28 protein-coding genes are annotated in these 23381 nt (G+C 68.3%); 12 read left to right on the forward strand and 16 right to left on the reverse strand.

From position 1 onward, the window contains the following. Positions 1–11: 11 nt before the first annotated feature. Positions 12–1097, reverse strand: coding sequence for a tRNA (guanine(26)-N(2))-dimethyltransferase (locus tag V0Z78_RS02770; RefSeq protein WP_336343094.1), 1086 nt, complete (start codon positions 1095–1097; stop codon positions 12–14). 183 nt (positions 1098–1280) lie between these two features. On the opposite strand from V0Z78_RS02770, the gene V0Z78_RS02775 reads away from it, so the two are divergent. Next, the gene (locus tag V0Z78_RS02775; protein ID WP_336343095.1) at positions 1281–1631 is read left to right on the forward strand and encodes a hypothetical protein; all 351 of its coding nucleotides are present in this window, start codon (positions 1281–1283) and stop codon (positions 1629–1631) included. Positions 1632–1874: 243 nt separating this feature from the next. On the opposite strand, the gene V0Z78_RS02780 is transcribed toward V0Z78_RS02775, so the two are convergent. Beyond that, on the reverse strand, positions 1875–2213 hold the full coding sequence (locus V0Z78_RS02780; RefSeq protein ID WP_336343096.1) for a DUF4260 family protein: 339 nt from the start codon (positions 2211–2213) through the stop codon (positions 1875–1877). 67 nt (positions 2214–2280) lie between these two features. On the opposite strand from V0Z78_RS02780, the gene V0Z78_RS02785 reads away from it, so the two are divergent. Then, the gene (locus V0Z78_RS02785) at positions 2281–3069 is read left to right on the forward strand and encodes an MOSC domain-containing protein (RefSeq protein WP_336343097.1); all 789 of its coding nucleotides are present in this window, start codon (positions 2281–2283) and stop codon (positions 3067–3069) included. Between the two features lie 259 nt (positions 3070–3328). Here the strand turns inward: V0Z78_RS02785 and hisH are convergent, their stop codons facing one another. From hisH to V0Z78_RS02810, 5 genes are all read right to left on the reverse strand, one after another. Continuing rightward, the gene (hisH, locus tag V0Z78_RS02790; protein WP_336343098.1) at positions 3329–3997 is read right to left on the reverse strand and encodes an imidazole glycerol phosphate synthase subunit HisH; all 669 of its coding nucleotides are present in this window, start codon (positions 3995–3997) and stop codon (positions 3329–3331) included. 234 nt (positions 3998–4231) lie between these two features. Further along, on the reverse strand, positions 4232–4615 hold the full coding sequence (locus V0Z78_RS02795) for a hypothetical protein (RefSeq protein ID WP_336343099.1): 384 nt from the start codon (positions 4613–4615) through the stop codon (positions 4232–4234). Positions 4616–4774: 159 nt separating this feature from the next. After that, the gene (locus V0Z78_RS02800; RefSeq protein ID WP_336343100.1) at positions 4775–5380 is read right to left on the reverse strand and encodes a uracil-DNA glycosylase; all 606 of its coding nucleotides are present in this window, start codon (positions 5378–5380) and stop codon (positions 4775–4777) included. A 37-nt stretch (positions 5381–5417) separates the two neighbouring features. Continuing rightward, positions 5418–5978 carry an endonuclease dU gene (locus V0Z78_RS02805; protein ID WP_336343101.1) on the reverse strand — a complete coding sequence of 187 codons (561 nt, stop codon included), beginning with the start codon at positions 5976–5978 and terminating at the stop codon, positions 5418–5420. Positions 5979–5994: 16 nt separating this feature from the next. Then, positions 5995–6177, reverse strand: a complete 183-nt coding sequence (locus V0Z78_RS02810; protein ID WP_336343102.1) for a DUF5786 family protein — start codon at positions 6175–6177, stop codon at positions 5995–5997. 84 nt (positions 6178–6261) lie between these two features. Here V0Z78_RS02810 and V0Z78_RS02815 point away from each other — a divergent pair, with 84 nt between their 5' ends. Then, complete coding sequence (locus V0Z78_RS02815; protein WP_336343103.1) at positions 6262–6870, forward strand: MBL fold metallo-hydrolase; 609 nt, start codon at positions 6262–6264, stop codon at positions 6868–6870. A 1-nt stretch (position 6871) separates the two neighbouring features. On the opposite strand, the gene V0Z78_RS02820 is transcribed toward V0Z78_RS02815, so the two are convergent. Beyond that, positions 6872–7993, reverse strand: a complete 1122-nt coding sequence (locus tag V0Z78_RS02820) for a DegT/DnrJ/EryC1/StrS family aminotransferase (RefSeq protein ID WP_336343104.1) — start codon at positions 7991–7993, stop codon at positions 6872–6874. A 184-nt stretch (positions 7994–8177) separates the two neighbouring features. Between V0Z78_RS02820 and V0Z78_RS02825 the strand changes: the two genes are divergently transcribed. Beyond that, positions 8178–8939, forward strand: coding sequence for a GNAT family N-acetyltransferase (locus tag V0Z78_RS02825; protein WP_336343105.1), 762 nt, complete (start codon positions 8178–8180; stop codon positions 8937–8939). 81 nt (positions 8940–9020) lie between these two features. Here V0Z78_RS02825 and V0Z78_RS02830 read toward each other — a convergent pair whose 3' ends face one another. The 4 genes from V0Z78_RS02830 to V0Z78_RS02845 all read right to left on the reverse strand — a co-directional run bounded on the left by V0Z78_RS02830 (position 9021) and on the right by V0Z78_RS02845 (position 11504). Beyond that, complete coding sequence (locus tag V0Z78_RS02830; RefSeq protein WP_336343106.1) at positions 9021–9170, reverse strand: 50S ribosomal protein L40e; 150 nt, start codon at positions 9168–9170, stop codon at positions 9021–9023. 34 nt (positions 9171–9204) lie between these two features. Continuing rightward, a complete protein-coding gene (locus tag V0Z78_RS02835) occupies positions 9205–10689 on the reverse strand; it encodes a sodium:solute symporter family protein (protein ID WP_336343107.1) in 1485 nt (494 codons plus the stop codon). Next, on the reverse strand, positions 10686–10901 hold the full coding sequence (locus V0Z78_RS02840; RefSeq protein ID WP_336343108.1) for a DUF3311 domain-containing protein: 216 nt from the start codon (positions 10899–10901) through the stop codon (positions 10686–10688). Before V0Z78_RS02840 ends, V0Z78_RS02835 begins: the two co-directional genes overlap by 4 nt. Positions 10902–10997: 96 nt before the next feature. Further along, positions 10998–11504, reverse strand: coding sequence for a DUF367 family protein (locus V0Z78_RS02845; protein WP_336343109.1), 507 nt, complete (start codon positions 11502–11504; stop codon positions 10998–11000). Between the two features lie 98 nt (positions 11505–11602). Here V0Z78_RS02845 and V0Z78_RS02850 point away from each other — a divergent pair, with 98 nt between their 5' ends. Beyond that, positions 11603–11935, forward strand: a complete 333-nt coding sequence (locus V0Z78_RS02850) for a nuclear transport factor 2 family protein (protein ID WP_336343110.1) — start codon at positions 11603–11605, stop codon at positions 11933–11935. Between the two features lie 82 nt (positions 11936–12017). On the opposite strand, the gene V0Z78_RS02855 is transcribed toward V0Z78_RS02850, so the two are convergent. The 3 genes from V0Z78_RS02855 to serS form a co-directional block, all read right to left on the reverse strand. Continuing rightward, positions 12018–12482 (reverse strand): hypothetical protein, encoded by a 465-nt coding sequence (locus V0Z78_RS02855; RefSeq protein ID WP_336343111.1) that lies wholly within the window; start codon positions 12480–12482, stop codon positions 12018–12020. 190 nt (positions 12483–12672) lie between these two features. Next, positions 12673–13812 carry an MFS transporter gene (locus V0Z78_RS02860; protein ID WP_336343112.1) on the reverse strand — a complete coding sequence of 380 codons (1140 nt, stop codon included), beginning with the start codon at positions 13810–13812 and terminating at the stop codon, positions 12673–12675. 91 nt (positions 13813–13903) lie between these two features. After that, a complete protein-coding gene (gene serS, locus V0Z78_RS02865; RefSeq protein ID WP_336343113.1) occupies positions 13904–15262 on the reverse strand; it encodes a serine--tRNA ligase in 1359 nt (452 codons plus the stop codon). Between the two features lie 131 nt (positions 15263–15393). Between serS and V0Z78_RS02870 the strand changes: the two genes are divergently transcribed. The 5 genes from V0Z78_RS02870 (at position 15394) to V0Z78_RS02890 (ending at position 19952) form a co-directional block, all read left to right on the forward strand. Further along, a complete protein-coding gene (locus V0Z78_RS02870; protein ID WP_336343114.1) occupies positions 15394–15822 on the forward strand; it encodes a CBS domain-containing protein in 429 nt (142 codons plus the stop codon). Positions 15823–15872: 50 nt separating this feature from the next. Further along, the gene (locus V0Z78_RS02875; RefSeq protein ID WP_336343115.1) at positions 15873–16784 is read left to right on the forward strand and encodes an MBL fold metallo-hydrolase; all 912 of its coding nucleotides are present in this window, start codon (positions 15873–15875) and stop codon (positions 16782–16784) included. 91 nt (positions 16785–16875) lie between these two features. After that, positions 16876–18897, forward strand: a complete 2022-nt coding sequence (locus V0Z78_RS02880) for an AMP-dependent synthetase/ligase (protein ID WP_336343116.1) — start codon at positions 16876–16878, stop codon at positions 18895–18897. Positions 18898–19106: 209 nt separating this feature from the next. Then, positions 19107–19319, forward strand: coding sequence for a hypothetical protein (locus V0Z78_RS02885; RefSeq protein ID WP_336343117.1), 213 nt, complete (start codon positions 19107–19109; stop codon positions 19317–19319). A 63-nt stretch (positions 19320–19382) separates the two neighbouring features. Next, positions 19383–19952 (forward strand): hypothetical protein, encoded by a 570-nt coding sequence (locus V0Z78_RS02890; protein WP_336343118.1) that lies wholly within the window; start codon positions 19383–19385, stop codon positions 19950–19952. 221 nt (positions 19953–20173) lie between these two features. Here the strand turns inward: V0Z78_RS02890 and V0Z78_RS02895 are convergent, their stop codons facing one another. Further along, positions 20174–21175 carry an agmatinase family protein gene (locus V0Z78_RS02895; protein WP_336343119.1) on the reverse strand — a complete coding sequence of 334 codons (1002 nt, stop codon included), beginning with the start codon at positions 21173–21175 and terminating at the stop codon, positions 20174–20176. 254 nt (positions 21176–21429) lie between these two features. On the opposite strand from V0Z78_RS02895, the gene V0Z78_RS02900 reads away from it, so the two are divergent. Continuing rightward, positions 21430–21579 carry a hypothetical protein gene (locus V0Z78_RS02900; RefSeq protein ID WP_336343120.1) on the forward strand — a complete coding sequence of 50 codons (150 nt, stop codon included), beginning with the start codon at positions 21430–21432 and terminating at the stop codon, positions 21577–21579. Positions 21580–21584: 5 nt separating this feature from the next. Continuing rightward, positions 21585–23306, forward strand: a complete 1722-nt coding sequence (locus V0Z78_RS02905) for an aldehyde ferredoxin oxidoreductase family protein (protein ID WP_336343121.1) — start codon at positions 21585–21587, stop codon at positions 23304–23306. The last annotated feature ends 75 nt before the right edge of the window (positions 23307–23381 follow it).

Genomic DNA, 23381 nt, shown 5'->3' on the forward strand with positions numbered 1-23381 from the left:
TCACCTGCAAGTCATTCGATCGCCTCACGCATCTCCTCGACGGTCGCCGGCGTCTTGAACGCCGTCCCGTGATAGTGAGCACGAGAGGCCTCGAAGCCGGCCTCGTGGAGCGTCCCGAGGAACTCGTCCATCGACTCCGCGGGCCGGCCCCACTCCTTACAGAGGCGATGGTGGTCGTAGTGGGTCGGTTCGTCGAGTTCACCCTCGAGCGCGTTCGCCAGTCGACACGCTCGCTTGGCGGTCCCCATCTCCTCGTCGACGTGCTCGCCGACCCGTGCGGCGAACTCGCGATCGCGGACCGACCCGAGCCAGACCGGACCCGCCGTCAGGACGCGCTCGCTCCCGCAGTTCGGACACGCTTTCCAGGGGTCGGCGATCAAACCCCGCGTGGCCTCGCGGTGGAGGCAGTCCTCGCAGTGATCCAGATACCCCAGCCTCTCGATCGCCTCGTTGCCGTCCGTCGCGCTGTGTTCGAGGTCGAGGTACGTCCGGACGTAGTGGCGCGTCGCGTGGCTAAACACCGGGACGATCCCGACGTCGTAACGTGTCGCGGTTCGAGCGAGCGCCGACAGCAGGATCCGAAGTCCCATCTCGGGGTGGTAGTCCGTGTTCTGTGGGACGGCGCTGTACTTCCTGACGCCGCTCTCGAAGTGGGCGCCACAGAGCGGGGCGGTGTCGGTCGCGGTCACGCAAACGAGATTTCGCACGTTGGCGAACGCGGCGTCGGCGTAGGGGATCGGCGTGCCGTAGGGATCGAGGTCTACGACGTCGAAGACGCCCCGGTCGTGGAGCAGCGCGTTGACGTTTCGGTTCTCGACGTCGGCCGCGAGCTCGTTTCGCGCGAGGTTCTCCCGGCAGCGCGCGACGGCGTCGTCGTCCCAGTCACAGAGCGTCGCCTCCCAGCCGTCGCTTGCGGCGCGCACCCCCCGGATCCCGGTCGCGGCCATCGCGTCGAGGTAGCTCTCGGCGCGCGGCTCGCGCTCGCGGTAGGCGCGCAGGACCGCAACGGTGAGGTCGCGGTTGAGCTCCTGGTCGGGGTTGAAGAACACCTCGTCGTCGGGGGCCTCGATCTCGACGCCTCCCTCACGGACGCGCATACGACCTCTCGCCTGCCGGCGAGCAAAAGCGGCGCGATCCCCTCTCCCGACCGCCCTCGGAACGACCGCGAACGAGGCGCGCTCGCTCCGGATCGAGACGGGTCCCACGGCACGGACGGCGGCCGGCACACCCGCGTCGAATCGAACCGAACCGGTTTAGCCCCCTCCGTTCCAACTCCGAGCGTGACGGATTCGGTCGAGCCGTGGGAGGACGCCTTAGAGGAGGCCGGCGCGATCACCGGCCCGATAGCCGAGCGGCTCATCGACGTCCACGACGACCGGGGGGTGCGCGCGATCGACGCGGTCACCGAGGGGCGGGTGAAGCGCTATCGCGACTTCGTCGTCGTCGTCGGTCACGAGGACGAGTACATCGTCGAGGGGCGGGGTTGTACCTGCAAGGACAGCGAGTACAACCTCGACTCCGAGGACCCCACCCAGCGCTGCTGGCACGTGCTCGCGGCGACGATCGCCGACGCGACGGGTCGGGTCGACGACCACGACATGTGGTACTCCGAGGTCCGTAACTTCCTCTGAAAGCCCTCGGCGCTCCCTGGCGATCGCGCCTCGCCCTTTTCATGCCCACCAGGACCGCACCGCAGCCGCTCGATCGAGCGGCTGCTCCGAGACCAGCCCTTCCCCGCCCCGCTCGCGCGGGCGGCACGTGTGCCGCCCGCCCTCGCGCCGGCCACCGATTCCCAAGTCCGGCCAACTGGCGCACATCACTCGGACTCGCCGAGAAACGACGTCGGAGTGGGCTGGGTCGACAGGTGGGCGTCCCTAAAACCCAGACCCGAATTTGAGCCCGTAGCCGAACGCCCGGTCGGCCCCCATGTGGCCGATCCAGATGAGGACGACGAGCAGGGGGAGCCGACTCCCGGCCCGGAGTCCCGCGGAACCAAGGGCGAGCGGGAGCACGTAGGTGTGGACGACGTTGTACGTCGGGCTCCCGACGTGGGGGCCAGTGAGATCCCTCCGCATCGAGAGCTCCGGCGCCAACGTCAGAACGGCCAGGACAGAGCGGTCCGTCGACTGCGACGTAGTCGCCCACGCGGACACGGACACGAATACGGCGACGCCCTCGAACCGAGGAAGCGACGCGGTTCCATACCCGCGCATCGATCGCCGGACCCAAATCAGCGCCGAACTCGGTAAGGGTGAAGCGTCCGCGTCCCCTGCCCCCGATATGAACCCGCGGCTCGCACGGATCGCACTGTTCCCGGTCAAGTCGCTGGACGCCCACGAACCCGAACGCTCGAGGATCACCACCGCCGGCCCGCTCGAGGGCGACCGGCGCTACGCGATCGTCGACGGCGAGGGCGAGTACGTGAACGGAAAGCGCACCGCCGCGGTCCACCGACTGCGTGCGGCGTACGACGGACCCGAACGGGTTGCGCTCTCCGAGCACGGGAGCGACGCCTCGCGCGAGTTCGCGCTCGAGGAGGACCGCGAGGGACTCGAGGGCTGGCTCTCCGGGTACTTCGGCTACCCCGTCGAGGTGGTCCGCGATGAGATCGGCATGCCGGACCGCACTACCCTTTCCGGGCCGACGGTGATCAGCACCGCGACGATCGAGGAGGTGGCGTCCTGGTTCGACCTCGCACCCGAGAACGTCCGGCGGCGCTTCCGTGCGAACCTCGAGATCGGGGGCGTGCCCGCCTTCTGGGAGGACCGGCTGTTCTCGGATCGCGGCCGGGTCGTCGAGTTCTCGGTCGGCGACGTCCGGCTCTCGGGGGTGAGTCCCTGTCAGCGCTGTATCGTCCCCGCGCGCGATCCCGACACGGGCGAGGAACTCGCCGATTTCCGTGAGCGGTTCATAGCGAGGCGCCGCGAGACGCTTCCCGAGTGGACCGAGAGCGATCGGTTCGATCACCCGTTCCGGTTGATGGTGAACACGCGGGTTTCGGAGTCCGGATGGATCGAGGTGGGAGATCCGGTCGAGATCCGCGGCGAGCGGACGAAGGGTGATCGGTAGCCGAGCGGGGACGATTCACCCGATGTCGGCCCGATCGGGCGCTCGTTTCCACGGACCACCCTCCGTAGCCGAGGACGGGTGCGTTCGCGACCGCGACGACCCGGGTGAACGTCCTGCTCATCGCTCCCTCGAGTCGGGACCGAAGAAGAAACGTCGTGGGAGCGACGGATCGTCGGTGAGCCAGGGAGCAAGCAACGATGCCCCGGCGCGACCGAAGCGAGGACCAACGCGACGAACGGCAACCCCGCGACCGGGCCGGTTACCGCTCGGCGCAGATCCCGACGAAGTTGCGCAGGATCTGGAGGCCCGTTTCGCCCGACTTCTCGGGGTGGAACTGCGTGCCGAAGACCGTTCCCGACTCGTCCGCGACGATCGCGGGGAACTCCACCTCGTAGTCGGCCGTGGCCACCACGCTCTCGTCGTCCTCCGGTTCGGCGTAGTAGGAGTGGACGAAGTAGGCGTACTCGCCGTCGATCCCCTCCACGAGCGGGTGGTCGCGCTCGACCGAGAGCTCGTTCCAGCCCATGTGGGGGACCTTCTGCCCCTGGGAGAAGCGGACGTTCCGACCGGGGATGAGGTCCAGTCCGGTCACGTCGCCCTCGCCGGCGTGTTCGGCCTCCTCGCTCTCGGTCAGCAGCATCTGCATGCCGAGGCAGATGCCGAAGACGGGCTGGCCGCGTTCGGCGGCCTCCAGCAGCGGCTCGCGATACGGACCGGCGTTCTCGATGCCCTCGCGGAACGCCCCCACGCCGGGGAGGACGATCCCGTCGGCCTCGGGGAAGTCGTCCGGATCCTCCGTGATCTCCACCGCGGCGCCGGCGCGCTCGAGCCCCCGCGTTGCGCTGCGGAGGTTCCCCAGCCCGTAGTCGACGACGACGACGTCGGCGAGCGTCGATGGAGCGTCCGCCGCCCGGGTGTTCATGCTCATACGTTCACGGAGACGGCCAGCGGGGAAGTTCGTTTCGCTGGTGAGTTCTCTTCACGCCGGTCCGGAGCGAACTCGCCGTTCACGCTCGTCCCGGTCGTCCTCCCGAACCGTCTGAACCGACGTCGAGGTGGTCGGAGCGGCCTCCGCTCCGTTCGAGGCCGCTTCTCGCCTTCGTCCGGCGAGCGTCCGGCGAGCCACGCACTCGCCGCGGTCGTCGGCGGATCCCCGGCCCGTTCAGCGGATCGAACCGGCTCGGAGACCGTAGACGAACCCTCCGAGAACCGACGCGAAGACGGCGCAGCCGACCCCGTAGACGAGGATCACCGCCAGAAACGGGTTGAGGCCCCACGCCAACAGCGCGGGGTCGCCCGCCGCGAGCGCGAGTCGAACGCCCGTCCCGAGTCCGAACACGACGGCGAAGACGACTCCGGTGATCCCCCCGGCGCCAGCGCCGTGAAACAGCGCCGCCGCGAGGTCCGGACTCGCCCTTCCGACGACCACACCCGCCGTCCCGCCGCCCAGGATCCATCCGTCCGGGCCGAACGCCGACGCTGCTGCGATGCCGACCGCCGAACCGACGAGCACTCCGATAGTCAGGTTTCGACCTCCCTCGTTCATCTGCCGCCTCCCATTTCGCCTCCGTCGCACGTGGTCCTCCTCCCGGCATAGCTCCTCTGGGGGACCGGCGGCCCGATCACGACGGATCCGTACGCGATCCCGCGGCCGCCGTTCCCCGCACGTGGCGGATCCGATCCCCACGTCGCGGACGACGGGGCGCTAGAACGAACCCAGCCGCGACTGGCCGCTCTCGCCGTCGCCCGCGCCGATCAGCGAGGCGACCTGCTCGACGGTCGCGTCGAACGTCTCCTCCTGGCTGCGGTCATAGAGCATCGCCGCGGGGTGGACCGAGATCAACACCCGCCGACTCGCCCCGCCGAGGCGACAGTCCTCGACGGTGCCGGCCTCCTTCGTGACGGCCACGTCGCGCCCGAGGAGATGTTCGCTTGGCACCTTGCCGACGGTCATTATCAGTTCGGGATCGACGAGTTCGATCTCGCGCTCGAGATAGCCTCGGCAGTTCTCGAGTTCCTCCTTCGTGGGGTCGCGGTTCCCGGGCGGGCGACAGCGCACACAGTTGGTGATCCGGACCGCCTCGCGGTCGATGCCGTGATCGCGCAGCTTCTCGTCGAGTTCGGCGCCGCTCCGGCCGACGAACGGCTCGCCCTCGCGGTCCTCGGATTCGCCGGGGCCCTCGCCGACGATCAGTAGCTCCGCGTCCTCCGGGCCGGTCCCGTTGACGATCCGCGTCCGCCCCTCCACGAGCTCGGGACAGCGCGTACACTCCGTCACGACGGGGCCGTCCATGTTCTCCTGGTCCTCCATACGTCCCCTTCGATCACGGGGTAGAAATTCCCTTGGCCTATCGGTGGGCATCCGCGGCCCGGGCGGCGATCCGCGCCACCCGGAGCGGCTCGGGTCGGCCCCCCTCCGGCGTGAACGCCGAGAGCAGTTCGCGGGCCCCTGGGCCGTCCAACCCGAGCGCGCGCCAGTAGAGGTCGTGGCCGTTCACCTCCGTTCGGCGTCGCGTGGGCTGGCGCTCGTAGGTCGCCAGTCGGCGCTCGAGCGCCTCGCCCGAGAACTCGCGGCGGAGCGCGTCCTCCAGCCCGGCGCTCGCCTCGAAGCTCACCGAACAGACCGGGCGTGAGACGTGTTCGTGGATCCGATGGAGGTCGAGGAGGTTGTACCAGGCGGGCGCGATACCCGCCACTAGTACGTAGCGGACGTCCTCGCGATCGAGTGCGGAGAACAGCTCACAGACGGCGTCGGTCGCGTCGCGCCCGCCGACGGTGCAGGAGCCGAACGCCAGCCCGTCGAGTGCGCGATCGGCTCGGACGACCGCGCCCGCGAGCGTGCTCGCTGATCCGCCGTCGTCGTTCCGGTAGGACTCGGCGATCCCGAGCGCCCGGGCCCCGGGCTTCATCCGTTCGTCGGGCCGCCTACTCCTCCTCTTCTTTGATCTCTTCGAGCTTGGAGAGCAACTCGTCGTTCGAGGCCCCGTTCTCGAACGTCATCGCACCGTCGTGGGTGTTCTCGTTAGTCTCGACGCCGTCCTCGTCCTCGAAGTCGGTGTCGTAGTCCTGATTCTCCTGTTCGGATTCGTCGTAGCTCCCAAAGCCCATACGAATCATTATAGACGGGACAGACACTAAAAGTCCACGGCCGGTGTCGAAGTCTTGATGACGGAGGACACCCAGAGGTGGGCCATGACGGTCCACGGCCTCACGTCCGACGCCGAGACGTTCACCTGTAACGTCTTTCTCGCCACCGGCGAGACTACCACGCTCGTCGACGCCGGGGCGATGCCGGGTATCGAGGAGCGGGTCGCGGAGCACACGGAGGAGCTCGATCGGGTCGTCCTCACCCACCAGCACGGCGATCACGTCGAGGAGCTAGACGGCGTCCTCGACGCGTTCGACGCCGATCTCTACGCCTACGCCGAACACCCCCGGCGGACGCACGCGCTTTCGGACGGCGACGTGCTGGCGATCGGCGACGAGGAGTTCGAGGCGGTCTACTCGCCCGGTCACGCCGCCGATCACCTCGCGTTCGTCGGCGAGACGACGATCTACAGCGGCGACGTCGTCGTCCACGACGACGGGGCGTTCGACTACGGCAGCTTCGGCCGAACGGACATGCCCGGCCAGTCGCGCGAGCGGCTGATCGAGAGCATCGCGACGATTCTCGAGCGACTCCCCGACGGCGTCGAGCACATGTACCCCGGCCACGGCGACGAGTTCCACGGTGACGTCCGCGACGTGATCGAGACTGCCCTCGACCGCGCCGAACGGCGCGAACCGAAGTACCCCGAGTAGGTCACCGAAGCTCGTCCCACGTCGCGTTCACGACGTCGACGATCCGATCGACCGTCCCGTCGTCCAGTCCAGCGTGGACGGGCAGGTTGAGCACGCGATCCGCGGTCCGATCCGCCACCGGACACTCCCCCGGCGCGGAGACCGTGTAGGAGTAGGACTTCGAACAGCCGATTCCACGCCGCTGGAGCGCACGGTAGAGCGGATCGCGCCGCGACGCCGGGACGCGCAGGCTGTAGCGGAAGTAGCCGTGTCCCGGAACCGACGGCGGCCGCTCGAGCCCCTCGACCAGCCCCTCGTCGTAGCGCGAGGCGTGACGTCGACGGGCCGCTACCCGGTCTGCGAGGCGCTCGTACTGTCCCGCGAGCAGCGACCGTTCGCGTTCGGAGAACGACTGGGGGGTGACGTCGGTCACCCGGCCCGCGCTGGTCCGGAAGTACGGATCGAGCAGCCGGTTCCGAAGGGGGTGATACAGCTGCCCGGGGATCGAATCGAGGACGCGGCTCAGCGCCAGGACGCCGCCCAGCTTCGCCGGGGAGAGCCGATCACACACCCGTTTGCGTGGGGCCGTCGAGCCCGCCGGCAGCAACAACAGCCCGCCCTTGTAACTCGTTACCTCCTTCGTGAACCGGAAGCTGAACAGACAGTAGTCGCTGAACCGTCCGACCTGCTCGCTCGTGTAGGTCGTCCCGAGCGCGTGGGCCGCGTCCTCGACGACCAGTAGGTCGTGCTCGGCGGCGAACGCCGCGACCGCCCGCATGTCGATGGGTTCCCCCCACAGGTGGGTGGGGACGATCGCCGCCGTCCGGTCGGTCACCCGGCCGCGGGCGTCCTCTAGGTCCAGGTTGTAGCTGTCGGGTTCGACGTCGACGGGGACGGGTCGGGCCACCATTCCCACCGCTCGTTTGACCGATAGATCCGTGAACGACGGAATCAGGACCTCGTCGGCCTGCTCGAGCCCCGCGTCCCGGAGGGCGTACCACAGCGCCGCCCGCCCCGACGGTAGCGCGACGGCACGATCGAACGCCGTCTGCCGGAGGAGCGCGTCGGGAAACCGTTCGGCGTCGCCGTCGGGGCGGACGATTCCGTTCGATTCGAGTGCGATGTACTCCGTGACTGCGATCATCGTCGAGTTCTCCTCATACTGTCTCTCTGGTGTCAGATTACCGGACACGGTTAACACACATAATTCTGTTGACTCCTTTGAGCGGTGTCGTGTCGTCCGTTCAACGGGAGTTCGATCGACGTCGGACCGGCGGCGCCGATCGATTGCGGGTGGACTTATCGGGCTCGCCCTCGAACCCTCTCGTATGGAGATCAACGAGGCCAGTGCCGACGACGGCGAGGAGATCCGAGACATCGCGGACCGCTCGATGGCGGCGTCCTACGCTGTCAGTCCGGACACGATCGAGCTGATCCTCGAGGAGCGTTTCAACGAGGACAGGATCTCGCAGCTGGTCGATTCCGAGGAGGCGATGTTGCTCGTCGCCGAGGACGAGGGGCACGTCGCCGGGTTCCTCGAGGCCGAACGCGACGGCGATACGGCGACGATCACGTGGCTCCACGTCGCCCCCGAGTTCCGAGGGATGGGCGCGGGGACCGGACTGTTCGAGGCCGCGGTCGATCGGCTCCACGAGGGGGGTGCTGAGACCGTCGTGGCGCGCGATCTCAGCGATAACGCCGAGGGCGAGGGCTTCTTCGAGAAGTTCGGCTTCGAGGAGGCCCGCCAGGACCGCATCGAGATCGGCGGCGAGGAGCACGTCGTCGAAGTGCACGCGGAGACCGAGGCGGAGGCGGAGGACGAGGGCGAGGACGAGACCGACAGTCCGGCCCAGGAGACGGTCACCACGGAGGACGGTGAGACGGTGTACGTCGACCGCGACGAGGAGCTCGCCGGCGAGTCGGGCCCCTTCTTCGTCGCCTACACCGACGAGGACTACGAGGAGCAATACAGCTTCTACTGTGGCAACTGCGAGTCGCTGGTCGAGGCGGTCGACAGCATGGAACGCGTCGAGTGTGGCACCTGCGGGAACCTGAACAAGCCCCAGGAGTGGGACGGCGGCTACCTATAGTCGCGGCTCGGATTCCAGTGACGAGAATCGAGAGCTGAGAAGCACCGTCACGACCGCCGATCCCGCCGTTCGGTCGTTCGATCAGACGCTGCGGCGTTCCTTGGCCTTCGGACGGAGCTTCCCGTAGCCGCACTTACGACAGCGGTCCGCCTTCTGTGGGTTTCGCGCGTTGCACTTCATGCAGATCTGCTTGTGGAGCGTCCGCCGTTCCGCGGTATCGAACGATGCCATACTCCCGGTTGCGTAGCGGCGCATTTAACGCTTCTCACCCTCTCTCGGCGCCGGGGAGATCGAAACAGACGGCGGTCTCCTCTCCGCCGGCGGGGGCGGTGAACCGCGAGACGCCCACCGTGAGGACGAGCCCGAGCGCCATTCCGACGAGCGACGCGCCCCAGCCGCCGTAGGCCATCGGCAGCGCGGACAGGAAGACGCTCGCGAGGTAGAACGCCTGGCTCGTGGCGATACCCGCGGTGATCCCCGCACGGGTGGTCCCCGTCCAGTAGAGCGCGACGATCACCGGCAGCGCGAGCTGGGCGAACCCGCCGAACGCGGTCGCGCCGACCTCCAGCAGCGTGCCGGGGCGCCCGAGACTGGCGAAAAAGGCGAGGACGGCGAAGACCACCACTCCGACCCGCCCGAGGAGGTCCTCGCGGCGCTCGCTCGCCTCGGGGTCGACGAACGGCCGGTAGAGATCGCGGGTGAAGTACGCGGATCCCGAGAGCAGCATCGAGTCCGAGGAGGACATCATCGCCGCCACCGCGCCGGCGATCACGAGCGCGGCGAACCACGCCGGAGTGTACTCCGCGAGCAGGAGGGGAAGGACGTTCGCGCCCTCCGCGGCCTCGATTCCGAGCCCGCGTGCCCACGCGCCGAGCATGAACGCGGGAACGAACAGCGCGAGCACCAGTACCGGCCAGAGCGCGAACGTCCGCTTCAGAACGGTCTTCGAGCGCGCGACGAAGAAGCGCTGGTTCACCTGGGGGAACATCGCGACGCCGAAGGCGATGCTCACCGCCTGCGTGATGACGAACGCGGGTGTGTAGTAGTCGCCGCCCAGCGCGAGGAACCCCGGCTGCGTCGCGGCGAGTTCGCGCGTGGCCGCCGCAGGGCCGCCGACGGCCAGCAGGATCCAGGCCGTCGCGAGCCAGACCATCCCGAGCATGAACGCCCCCTGGAGCGTGTCCGTCCAGGCGACGCCGCGCATCCCCGCGAGGACGACGTAGAGGATCATGAACAGCGTGATCAGGCCTGCGCCCGCCCAGTAGGGGACCGCGCCGTCGGTCAGAGCGGCGAGCGCGGTGCCCGCGCCCATCTGCTGGAGCATCACGTAGGGAAAGAGCCAGAAGAGGCTGATCGCGGCGACGAGCCCGCGCAACCCGGGCGAGCCGAAGCGGTCGCCGAGCATCTCGCCCAGCGTGAGGTAGCCGCGCTCGCGCCCGATCAGCCACTGCTTGTAGCCGACGAGATACCAGAGCACGGCGAACAGCACCCCGTCCATGACGCCCATGACGAGGATCCACTCCGGGCCCTCCCGGTAGGCGGTGTTGGGACCGGCGAAGAAGGTGAACGCCGAGAGCAGCGTCGCGAACGTGGTAAAGAGCAACACGACCGTCCCGAAGGTGCGGCTCGCGAGGTAGTAGTCCTCGGCGGTTCGATCCGTCAGGCGGTAGGCGGCGACGCCGATCAGCAACGCGAGGACGAGGTAGCCGACGACGATCCCCAGCTGGAGCGTGAGTCCGCTCGCGGTCATTCGCCGATCCCCTCGATAGCCAGTCCCCACGCCTGCCGGGTGAACAGCCAGAAACAGAGCGAGGCGAGCGCCATCCAGCCGACGTGCCACCACAGCCAGACGGGGAGCCCGGCGACGACCGAATCGACCCCCCAGAGAAACCACGGTACGGCGAGGACGATCAGCACCAGAAAGGTGATCCCCCAGCCGTATGCCTCGGCCCTCGAGACCATTACTAGCCCTATTCGCGACGGCCGATAAGTAACACCGCCATCCACTCGTCCGGTTTCGAAGGGCGTCGTCACCGGGTCCGAGAACGACGCCGGACGTCAGTCAGACTCGCCGCGATCGAGGTACTCCCCCTGCACCTCGACGACCTCCGTCGAGTCCTCGCAGGCGGCGTAGCGCCGGAGCGGCTCGTCGTTGAGTTCGAGGAAGGTGTGGCCCCAGCGGAACTTCGAGAGGATCTCCTCGGCGAGCGCGCGCTCGCCGAGGACGATCAGTCCGGCGGCGAGCGCCTCGACCGTCGTGAGCTCGAACGGTCGGCCGTAGTTGATCGGGTTGGCGGCGACGAGGAAGGGCAACGCGCGATGCTTCCCGGCCATCGAGAACAGCGACTCCTCCGCCGTCTCCCACGAGCAGTCGAGCGCCACGAGTCGGTCGGTCTCCTCGCGATCGGCCGGCGAGAGCGCCCGCTCGGCGTGAGGGTTGAGCACGATTCCGTAGGGCGTCGCCCGATCGCTTCGATGGAGTTCCGCGAGATCGAAGCGCGCGAGCTTTCTCGCCGTACACTTCTCGGGGTCGTCGTCGCCCTCGTAACGGACGTGAAGCTGCACCGCTCGTCGAGAGGGTCCCGCCGGACAAAAGCCCCCCGCCGGCGCGTTCCGCGGGAGCGTGACGATACCCTCTTGGCCCGACCGTCCCTGGATCCGGCATGAACGGCGTCGATGCGGCCCGCGCGTACTACCGCGCGCTCGACTCCCACGCGTACGACGACCTCGCCGCGCTGCTCGCATCCGACTTCACCCACTACCGGCCGGACCGGACGCTCGAGGGCCGCGAGCGTTTCGTCCGGTTCATGCGCGAGGAGCGTCCGATGACCGACACCACCCACGAGCTGTGCTCGCTCTACCGGGCGATCGAGGGCGACGGGGTCGCGGCTCAGGGTCGGCTGCTCGACGCCGACGGCGAGGCGCTGTTCGGCTTTCTCGACGTCCACGGGTTCGCGGACGGGGCGATCGTCTCGATCCACACCTACACGCGGTAGTCGACGGGTCCAGGAGGAGGAGGCCAACTATTCGGAGACGCGCCTCCCGAGCCCTCTCCGGGACGACCGTGCCGGACGCCCCTCAGGGGTCGAGTGCGTCCAGGACCGGCGCGTTCCGACAGCGTTCCTCGTCGGCCGGTCCCGCCGGGCCGAACGGCTCGACCGTCTCCGCCTCCGTGACGACGAGGAACGCGTCCCGCGTCTCGTGGCCGTTCGACACGAGCGGGAGGTCGAACGCCTCGCCGGTTCGCTCGAGCCGGGCGAGCACCGCGTACGCTCCGGCCGGCTCATCGAGCAGACAGCCGATCCGATCGCCGGGGATCACGTCCCCGTCTCGCGCACGGAGGTCGTGTCGGGTCCAGCTCACCGTCTCCCCGTCGCGGCGAAGCAGTAGGTCCACGGTCTGATCACGATCGCTCCGGTTCGAGACGGTGACGAGCCCGAGCCGGATCTCCTCGTAGTCCCCGCGTCCAAGCGACGAGAGACAGCCGGCCGAGCCCGTCGCGGTCGCCGCACAAACCGCCGAGAGGAGGTCTCTGCGGTTCATTCCTTCACCCTCGGAACGGGACGTAATGGGTCTTCCCGTCGCCACGGTCGACCGTGACCGGACGAGGCTCGGGACGGCCGGGTGCCCGGAACGTCGGCCGACGTCGGCAGCCCCGACGGCCACGGGCCCACGAGGGGATCGGGACGACACGCCCGCCGTTCGCGTGCGATGGGAACCACCGGAAGGGCGCTCAACGCGCGCGCCACATCGCCCCGATGGTGAGGGCCGCCCCCACGATGAGGGCGACCGGGACGAGCATCGCGGTCCCGATCCCGTATCGCCCCGTGATCACGCCCATCGCCGTCGGCACGGCCGCCATGCCCACGTAGGTCGCGCTCGTGGAGATCGCGTTGACCGGGCCGCTGTACTCGCTCGCGGCCTCGGCGCCGACCGCCGAGAGCAGGGGGAACTGCCCCGACATGCAGAGCCCGAGGCCGAACACCGCCACGAGCATCGCGTACCCCTCGGTCGCGACCAGCGCGACGTACATCGCCGGGATCGCGGGGACCGCGAGCGCCAGCGAGAGGGACGCGTAGCCGACCCGTTCGGCCAGTACGGTGTAGATCACCCGGCCGGGGACGTACGCGAGCAGGTACGCCGACAGCGCGAGCGGCGCGAGCGCCGCCGGCAACGACGTGTCGGCGTAGTAGGGGAGCCAGGTGAAGATCGCGCCCTCGATCCCGCCGATCAGCAGCAACGCGCCGGCCATCCCGAGAACGACGGGGTCCCGAGCCAGGCCGGCGGCCCCCTCCAACGAGATCGGGCGTTCCTCCTCCATGCGTTCGGGCAGCGAGAGCCCCCGCATCGAGAGCGCCACCGGCAGGAACCCGAGCCCGAGCAGCACGAAGACCGCTCGCCAGTCGGCGACGCTGATCACGAGCGCCGCGAACGCCGGGCCCGAGACCGCGCCGATCGCCCAGGCCAGCCCGTGAAGGGTGAACATCCGGCCCCGGCGATCGGGGTAGAGGTGGCTCAACAGCGCGCGATCGAGCGCGCGGACCCCGCCGAGTGAGACCCCGTGGAGCACCAGCGCGCCCAGAAACAGCGGGTAGACCGGCGCGGCGCTCATGACCAGGAGCAGCCCCCCCGCCCCGACGACGCCGACGAGAAGCGTTCTATGCACCTGGATCCGGCCGGCGGCGAGCCCGACGACGAGGACCGTGAGGAAGAATCCGGCCGTGCCCGCTGGGGCGACGAGTCCGAGCAGCCCCGGCGACACCGAGAACGCCGTCTCGAATCGGGGGAGGAGCGCTCCCCGGATCTGGAGGCTGGCGGCGTCGAGCGCAACGAAGGCGAAGATCGCGACCGTCCAGCGAGTTCTCGCCTCCATCGGGACGACCGGTTTCGCTCGCGGTGCCAAATACGTGGGGTATCGCGTCGGCTCTGTCGTTGCCCCAAGCGCGCCTCACCCCGGCGGTCGATCAGTCGCGCTCGCCGGCGCCCATCGCGCTCTCGCCGACGGGGTCGTGACCCTCGATGCGCTCCTGGCCGTCCATGTACGGACGCAACGGCTCCGGAACGGTGACGGTGCCGTCGTCGTTCTGGTAATACTCGAGGATCGCCACCATCACCCGCGGGAGCGCGAGCCCCGAGGCGTTGAGCGTGTGGAGGTACTCCGCGGACTCGTGGTGCTCGGGTCGGTAGCGAAGCCCCGCCCGCCGTGCCTGGAACTCCTCGAAGTTCGACGCCGAGGAGACCTCGAGCCACCGGCCGCCCTCCTCGGGGCCGTCGTCCATGTCGTCGGCGGGCGCCCACACCTCGAGGTCGTACTTCCGCGCCTGTGTGAAGCCCATGTCGCCGGTACACATCTCCAGCACCCGGTAGGGAAGACCGAGCCGTTCGAGCACCTCCGCGGCCTCGTCGACGAGTTCGTCGAGTCGCTCGTCGCTCTCGTCGGGCTCGACGAAGTTGACGAGTTCGACCTTGTTGAACTGGTGGACCCGGACGATCCCCCTCGTTTGGGTGCCGTGCTCGCCCGCTTCGCGCCGGAAGTTCGGCGAGAACGCCTGGTGTTTGAGCGGGAGGTCCTCCCGTAGAAGGATCTCGTCGCGGTACATGTTCGTCACCGAGACCTCCGCGGTCGGACAGAGCCAGAGGTCCTCGCCCTCGACCTGGTAGGCGTCCTCCGCGAACTTCGGGAGCTGGCCGGTGCCGGTCATCGAGTCGCTGTTCACCGGAACGGGCGGGAGCACGTCGAGGTAGCCCTGTTCGCGATGCACCGAGAGCATGAACTGCACCAGCGCGTGTTCGAGGCGAGCGCCGTCGCCCTTCAGGAAGTAGAAGCCGCTGCCGGTGGTCTTCGTCGCACGCTTCTCGTCGATGATCTCGAGGCGCTCGCCCAGCTCGTAGTGGGGAACGAGCTCTGTGGGGAGGTCGTGCTCGCGGTCGAACCCCTCGCGGCGCACCTCGACGTTGTCGGACTCGTCCTCGCCGACGGGGACGTCCTCCTGGGGAACGTTCGGGAGTTCGAGCAGTCGCTCCTCGAGTTCCGACTCGAGGTCGTCGGCACGGGACTCGACGCGCTCGAGTTCGGCCTTGAGCTCGCTCGAGCGTTCGATCGCCTCCTCGGCGGCCTCGTCGTCGCCCTCGCGCTTGAGCTCGCCGATCTTCTGGCTGGTCTGGTTTCGCTCGTGGCGGAGCTCGTCGCCCTTCGCCTTGAGCTCGCGCCACTCCTCGTCGATGGCGAGCACCTCGTCGAGATCGACGTCCTCGACGCCCTTGACGTCGAGCGCCCATCGAACGCGGTCGGGGTCCTCGCGAAGAATCGTCCGGTCGAGCATTCCTGCCGGCGGGTTTCCCCCGCGGGGAAAAAACCGTGTCGGCCTCCGATTTCGGAACACGCCGTTCGCGGACCACCCGTGGACCGTGCAAGCGTACGACGTTATGTGGGTTCGTATCGACGGTCCGCTGTATGGTCGACATCCGTACGTTCCCACGCGGCGAGGTCGTGGCGGCCGAACGCGATACGACGGCCGCTGATCTCGCCTCGCGCATGGCCGAGGAAGGCGTCGGAAGCATCGTCATCACCGAGGACGACCAACCGATCGGCATCGTCACCGACCGCGACCTGACGGTCGAGGTGCTGGCCGGCGGCGAGGACCCCACGTCGGTCACCGCCGAGGACGTCATGACCGAGGACCCCGTCACCGCGGACCTCGAAGCCGGCATCTTCGAGGTGCTCTCGCGGATGGAGGAGGCGGCGGTTCGCCGGGTCCCCGCCGTCGACGACGACGGGAAGGTCGTCGGCATCGTCTCGTTCGACGACTTCGTCGCGCTGTTCGGCCGCGAACTCGAGAAGCTCGGAAACATCGCCGAGGCCGAGTCGCCGGCCTACGAGTAGCCGCCGCCGGATGACGAACCGTTTTTAGCCCTCGGCGTGGCCCTACGCGTATGGCAATCGGTGACTGGTACCCCGTCGACACCGCCCAGGGCGACTACTACTACCTCGACACCGGGATGTACGACACCGAGCGCTACGGCGCGGTCTACGTCCTCGACGCCGAGCGGCCCGCGATCCTCGATACGGGGATCGGGACGAACTACGAGTTCGTCCTCGAGGCGCTCGAGGGGATCGGCATCGATCCCGAGGAGGTGGGGGTCATCGCGCCCACCCACGTCCACCTCGACCACGCCGGCGGCGCGGGCTACCTCGCCGAGGCCTGTCCGAACGCCGCCGTCCACGTCCACCGGATCGGCGCGCCCCACCTCGTCGATCCCTCCCGGCTCGTCGAGGGCACGAAACGGGCCGTCGAGGACCAGTGGGAGTACTACGCCGAACCTCGGCCGATCGACGAGGAGCGGATCGTCGCTCTCGAGGACGGCGACACGATCGACCTGGGCGACCGGACGCTCGAGGTGCATCACGCTCCCGGCCACGCTCCCCATCAGGTGGTCTACTACGACCCCGACGCCGACGTCCTCACCGCTGGCGACGCCGCGGGCATCTGGGTGCCCGACCTCGAGGAGGTTCGCCAGACCTCGCCGCCGTCGAACTTCGACCTGGAGCAGTGTCTCGAGGACGTCGACGCGATCCGGGAGATCGACCCCGAGACGGTCCTGTTCGGCCACTTCGGTCCCGTCACCGCGAGCGACGACCTGCTCGTCGAGTACAAGGACGTGCTCGCCGACTGGGTCGACGCCGTCGAGACCAAGCGCGCCGAACTCGAGGACGACGAGGCCGTCATCGAGCACTTCGAGGACGAGACCGAGATGGCGGAGGTCTGGAGCGAGCGTAAGGCCCGCGCAGAGGAGCGCCTGAACGTCCGCGGCGTGCTCGCCTACCTCGACGAACGCGAGGAGTGATGACGCCGCCCTCTGGCCGTACGGCGACCCTCACGGTCGATGAGTCGGATTGACGGCAGTCTTTTTATTCGATCGCGGACACGTGGGGATCATGCACTGGCGCCAGGCCGAGCGCGAGTACACCGACGAGGTGATCGGGGAGTCGACGCTGGCGCGGATGTTCGAGGAGGGCGTCGCGCGAAACGGGGATCGGACCGCCCAGCGCTACAAGGGTGGCGTCCACGATCGGTCGCTGGCCGACGCGGCGCTCGTCGAGGCGCCCGACGACGAGTTCGCGACGCTCACCTACGACGAGACGGCCGACGTCGTTCGCAGCCTCGCGGCCGGCTTTCGCGCGCTCGGCGTCGAGCGCGGCGACCGGGTCGCGATCTTCGCGAACACGCGCATGGAGTGGGCCCAGGCCGACTTCGCGCTGTTGGCTGCGGGCGCGGTCGTCACCACGATCTACGCCGGTTCCTCACCCCGACAGGTCGAGTACCTCCTCTCCGATCCCGGCGCGACCGGCGTCGTCGTCGAGGACGAGCAGCGACTCGAGCGGGTGCTCTCGGCTCTCGGGAGCGATGACGGGGAGGTGCTCGACCTCGAGTTCGTCGTCGTCATGGACCGGATCGAGGGCGAGCCCGGGTGCGACGAGCCCGAGGTCGAGGGTCTCGAGGTCCTGACGCTCGGCGACCTCTACGACCGCGGGGCCGAGGCGTTCGACCGCGAGGCCTACGAGGGCTGGATCGACGCGACCGAACCCGACGACCTGGCGACGCTGATCTACACCTCGGGCACGACGGGCCGGCCGAAGGGCGTCGAACTCACCCACCGTAACCTCCGCTCGAACGTCAACCAGGTCCGCCGGCGCTTCGCCCCCCGACCCGACCGCGAGGGCGGCGCGATCGACGTCGACACCCGTACCGTCTCCTTTCTGCCGCTGGCACACGTCTTCGAGCGCCTCGCGGGCCACTACCTGATGTTCGCGAGCGGGGCGAGCGTCGCCTACGCGGAGAGTCCCGACACGCTCCGCGACGACTTCCAGAGCGTTCGCCCGACGACGGGGACGAGCGTCCCGCGGGTCTACGAGAGGATCTACGACGCGATCCGTTCGCAGGCCGCCGAGTCGGACGTCAAACGGCGAATCTTCGAGTGGGCGACCGACGTCGGACGCGAGTATCACGAGACGCCCTCGCCGGGAATCGGCCTCCGGGCGAGGCGGAGGCTCGCGGACCGGCTGGTCTTCGAGAACGTCAGGGAGGCGCTCGGCGGCGAGATCGACTTTCTCATCAGCGGCGGCGGCAGCCTCTCGCCCGAACTCTGCTCGCTGTATCACGGGATGGGGCTGCCGATCCTCGAGGGCTACGGCCTCACTGAAACGTCGCCGGTGATCTCGGTCAACCCGCCCGAGGCGCCCGAGATCGGCACGATCGGCCCGCCGGTGGTCGACTGCGAGGTCGCACTCGACGGCTCGGTCGTCGGCGAGCGCCAGCACCGCGAGGCCGACGGCGAGGTGGGCGAGCTACTGGTTCGGGGACCGAACGTCACACGGGGCTACTGGAACGACGAGAAAGCCACGGAAGCGGCGTTCACCGAGGACGTCCCCACGAACGATGCGAGCGGGGCGCCGGAGGACGGGTCCGAGAGGTGGTTTCGCACCGGTGACGTGGTCGAGCTCCGGGCGGACGACTACGTCGCCTTCCACGAACGTGCGAAGCAGATCCTCGTCCTCTCGACGGGCAAGAACGTCGCGCCCGGGCCGCTCGAGGACGCGTTCGCCGCGAGCGACGTCGTCGAGCAGTGTCTGGTGATGGGCGACGGTCGGAAGTTCGTCTCGGCGCTGATCGTCCCCAACGTCGAGGGTCTCCGCGAGTGGGCCGCGAGCGAGGGGATCGACCTGCCCGAGGACGACCGCGACCTCCGTCGGGATGACCAGGTCCGAGAGCGGATCGAGGAGGAGGTCGACCGGGTCAACGAGCGCTTCGGGTCCCACGAGCGGATCAAGCAGTTCCGTCTCGTCTCCGAGGAGTTCACCGAGGAGAACGGCATGCTCACGCCGACGATGAAGAAGAAACGCCGCAACATCCTCGATCGATTCGCCGACGAGATCGAGTCGACCTATCAGAAAGAGTAGGTGTGTTCAGTGACTCACCGTCGGCGTTCTTGCCGAACGGCACGACAACTCCACGGGCGACTTCCGGAGCACGACCCGTTTCCGTCCTGCGCCCTCGACGGTCGTATCGGAGAGGACGACCGTTGCCCCGTACCGGCCTGGCGGGCGTTTCTCGGTGCTCTGATCGCTTCTCGCCGAGGACCTCCCGAACCGGTGTCTGATTCGCGCTGGTGGGACGCGACGGCGAGAACCGGGTTCCCGACGCCGACGACACGCCCCAGTACGGCGACCACGTCACCTTCCTCGGCCAGATCGAGGCGGTCCGGGAGGCCGTCAGTTGGCTTCACCCCTCCCCCCGACTGACTCCTCATCACTCCGATCGACTTCCCTCACCGGAGGGTACTGTCAACGTAATACCGTGTCATATGATAACATTGATGTAGACGGTCGGTGAAGAGCAACGCGAACGGCCGCCGACCAGTCAACGACCACGAGCGAGACAACCCATGCCTGACCAGAATTCCGGCCCACTGACGAACGTGTTCGAGCTTCAGCGTACCGCCATCGAACAGAGCCGCGACGCCTTCGAGCAGATGATCGACTTCCAACTGCAGTTCACCGACGCGGTCGTCTCCGGCACGGAGGCGACCAGTGAGCTCTACTTACAGGGTATCGAGACGAGTCGGAAGGCGCTACACAGCTATCTGGACGCCGTCGACGCAACGCTCCCCGGCTCCGACGACGCCGTCGCCCAGATCCGGGACACGATCGACGAACAGTTCGACCGGCTAGAGGACCAACAAGAGGAGGCGATGGCTGCGATGGAGGAAAGCATCGACGAAACCGAGGACGCCTCGGAGGTCTACCTCGACTCGCTGGACGACCAGCTCGACGTTCTGATCGACGCCCACGAGCAGACCGAGGAACGGACCGTCGAGGCCCTCGAGCAGATCGAAACACAGGTCGAACGGATTCAGGAGGAAGGCCAGGAACAGGCCGCCAGACAGGCCGAAGAGCTCCAGGAACGCGTCCAGGACTTCCAGGAGCAGATGCAGTCGACCAGTTCCGAGGACTGAGACACGGAGCGGGTTCCCCCGATCTACCCAATATGACGGGAAGTTCTCCCACGGTAACGGACAACAGCCGCGCACTGGCTGGAGTGCTCTGGATAAAGCTGGCGCCTGAGACGGTGCCTACTCCAAAAGCCGCCGAATCGTCGTCTACGAATCCGTTCTCCGAGAAGACAGAGTGCGACTCGTATCCCGTCTACGACCGTCTTACAGCGGTGAAGGAACCGTTAGGCGAACTTCGCTTCGAGAAGCGTCACTAACAGATAGGCCGCCAACCGTTGTGTGCCCTCCGTGGAATCGTAGGGCGGCGAGACCTCCATCAGGTCGACCGCGCCTACCGCGTCGTGGCTTCCGAGCACGCGCATCGCGGCGAGCGCCTCGCGCGCGGAGAGGCCGCCGGGGACCGGCGTACCGGTACCGGGGGCGACGGACGGGTCGACCCCGTCGATGTCGAAGGTGACGTACACCGCGTCCGTTCCGTCGGCGGCCGCCGAGACCGCTCGCTCGACGACCCGTTCGATCCCCGTTTCTCGTACTTCGTCCATCGTGAAGAGGTTCAACCCCACCTCGTCGGCGAACTCGAAGAAGTCGGGACTCTCGTAGCCGCGGATCCCGACCTGGCTGACGTACTCGTACTCCGTATACGAGGACTCGGCGGCGTGGTGGGTGCTCGAGCCATGGAAATGCTCGCCGAAGACGGCACTTTCGGAAACGGTGTCGGTGTGGGCGTCGATCTGGACTAATCCGACTGAATCGGCGCCGCTTCCCTCAGCGAACCCCTCGAAGGAGGGGTACGTACAGTAGTGGTCGCCCCCGAGGAGCACGGGAAACGCCTGCTCGGCGACCGTCGCGACGTGCGCCCGGACGCTCTCCGCGGTCGTCTCGTGGTCCATCGGAAATATCGGAACGTCCCCGCAGTCGGCGATCGAGAACGAGGAGAGATCGACCTGCTCTCCCGTGCTCACGTTCGTCAGCCCGCCCTTGTAGCCCGAGAGGTACGCCCACCAGCCGCTGGCCCGGCGGATCGCCTCGGGGCCGTAGCGCGCGCCGGGGCGGTTGCTCACCGCGCCGTCGTAGGGCGCGCCGAGCACGCCCACGTCGAACGCGTCGAGCGTCTCTACCCCGTTCGGCTCGCCCTTCAGGAACGTGTTGAGGCCGGCGTACGCGAGCTCGACGTTCGATCCCGACACCCGATTACGGAACGCGGCGGCCGGCGAGCCGTCGCTCATCGTCCGCCACCCCTCTGCTCTCCGCCCCGTTCGCGTTCGATGTCGTCGCGGGAACGTGCCGCTCGGTCGGTCCCGAACGAACCGGCGGCGCCATCGGCTGGCTCTGACATGGTTCGAACGGCGTGGAGTGACCGTTTATACGTTGTGCGCGGATTCCGGAGCGTTCGATCGTCACGGCCCACCGATCAGTCGACCGGCCGTGCGCCCGGCCGCTTGCTCGACCGTCCTCAGCGTCACGGTGGTCGTCGCGGAGCGTGGCGGTCTACGACTTCGGCTCGGATTTCTCCTTCCTCTGGACCGGCCTCGAGCCTCGCGGGTTCGCCGTCGCAAGAGAAGCTCGAACGCTGGCTTCGAGCATCGAGTCGGACAGCCCGAGCACCTTTATCCGCGAACGTCGTGATTGATACGCATGCTCCACGCCGAGGGCCCGCTCCTGTCGATCGACCTGACCGAACGCACCGTCGAGACCGAGGAGATCGACGACGTTCTCGAGTCGTTCATCGGCGGCCGCGGGGTAGCGACCGCGCTCGCACACGACCGCCTGCCGTTCGACGCCGACCCGCTCGGCCCGGAGAACCGCCTCTATCTCGCGACCGGCCCGATGCAGCTCTCCCGGATGAGCTTCACCGGCCGTACGAACGCGACCGCCATCTCGCCGCTGACCGGCGGGCTGGCCTCCTCGAACGCCGGCGGCTTCATCTCGCGTAACTTCGCGGGCGCTGGCTACAGCGCCGTCGAGATCAGCGGCGAGAGCGACGAGCTCCTCGTGGTCCACGTCACCGACGAGGTCGACGAGTCCGACTCGTCGGGCAGCCAGACGGAGTCTGGTCCTCGTGTCGAGTTCGAGGCGGTGCCCGACCTCGAGGGAGCGGAGGTTCCCGCGGTGACCGACTACCTCCGCGATTCGCACGGTCTGGGCGCCGAACACGTCGCGGCGATCGGCCCCGCCGGCGAGAACCTCGTCAGGTTCGCCTCGATCATGACGAGCGAGAGCCGGGCGTTCGGCCGCGGCGGGCTGGGCGCCGTCCTGGGCGCGAAGAACCTGAAGGCGATCACGTTCGACGGCGAGTCGCATCCCGAGATCGAGATCGACCCCGTCCAGATGGAGGTCCACGGCGAGGCCGGCCGGAGCGACCACATCATGAAGCGCCAGGGAACGACGAGCGTCACGGACCTCGCCAACGAGGTGAACGGGATGCCCACCCGCTTCTTCTCGGAGCAGTCGTTCGAGGGGATCGAGGGGATCAACGGCGACGCGGTCGAGTCGAAGAAGTTCAAGAAGGGCACCTGCTCGTCGTGCGCGTTCGCCTGCAAACTCCCGACGAAGGACGAGGAGCGCGGCGTCGAGACCGAGGGCCCCGAGTTCGAGACGGTGATGGCGTTCGGCTCGAACTGCGCGGTCGACGACATCGTCGACGTGATGCAGTCGAACGAGCTCTGCGACCGGCTCGGGATGGACACGATCTCCTGTGGCAACACCGTCGCGGCGTACCTCGCGAGCGAGGAGCGCTTCGGCGACGTCGAACTGATCCACGAGACCGTCGAGAAGATCGCCCATCGCGAGGGGATCGGCGACACCCTCGCCGAGGGGATCGCGCGCTGTCACGACGAGCTCGGCGTGCCCAACTGGACGACCAAGAACCTCGACTTCGCCGCCCACGAGGGCCGAACCCTCCACGGCCAGGGGCTCGCCTACGCCGTCGCGAACCGCGGGGGCGATCACATGTACTCGACCTTCTACGCCTGGGAGTACCCGCTGGTCGACAAGAGCGAGGCGTTCCCTCAGGACGGCTTCGAGGGCAAGCCGCCCGCGGTCGCCGAACAGGAGAACACCCGCGCGCTCGAGGACTGCGGCGTGATCTGTCGGTTCTCGCGCGGAATGATGAACCCCGAGCGCTACGAGGCGCTGTTCGGCGCCGACTACGACGAACTGCTCGACGTGGGCGCCCGGATCGTCGAACTCGAGCGCCACTTCAACAACCGGCGCGGTTTCGACCGTTCGGACGACGAGCTTCCCTACGATCTCGAGGGCATCGAGGAGGCGATCTCCGAGTACTACGAGGTCCGCGGCTGGAACGACGACGGCACCGTCCCCGGGGGTACCGTGGGGGACACGCCCGCCGACGACTGAGGACCGTACGCCGCTCCACGGAAGCGCAACCGGGCTTTCGTGACCGCAACTGCGCTTTGATAGCACGGGGCGAAC

The organism is Halalkalicoccus sp. CG83 (assembly GCF_037081715.1).
GTDB lineage: Archaea > Halobacteriota > Halobacteria > Halobacteriales > Halalkalicoccaceae > Halalkalicoccus > Halalkalicoccus ordinarius.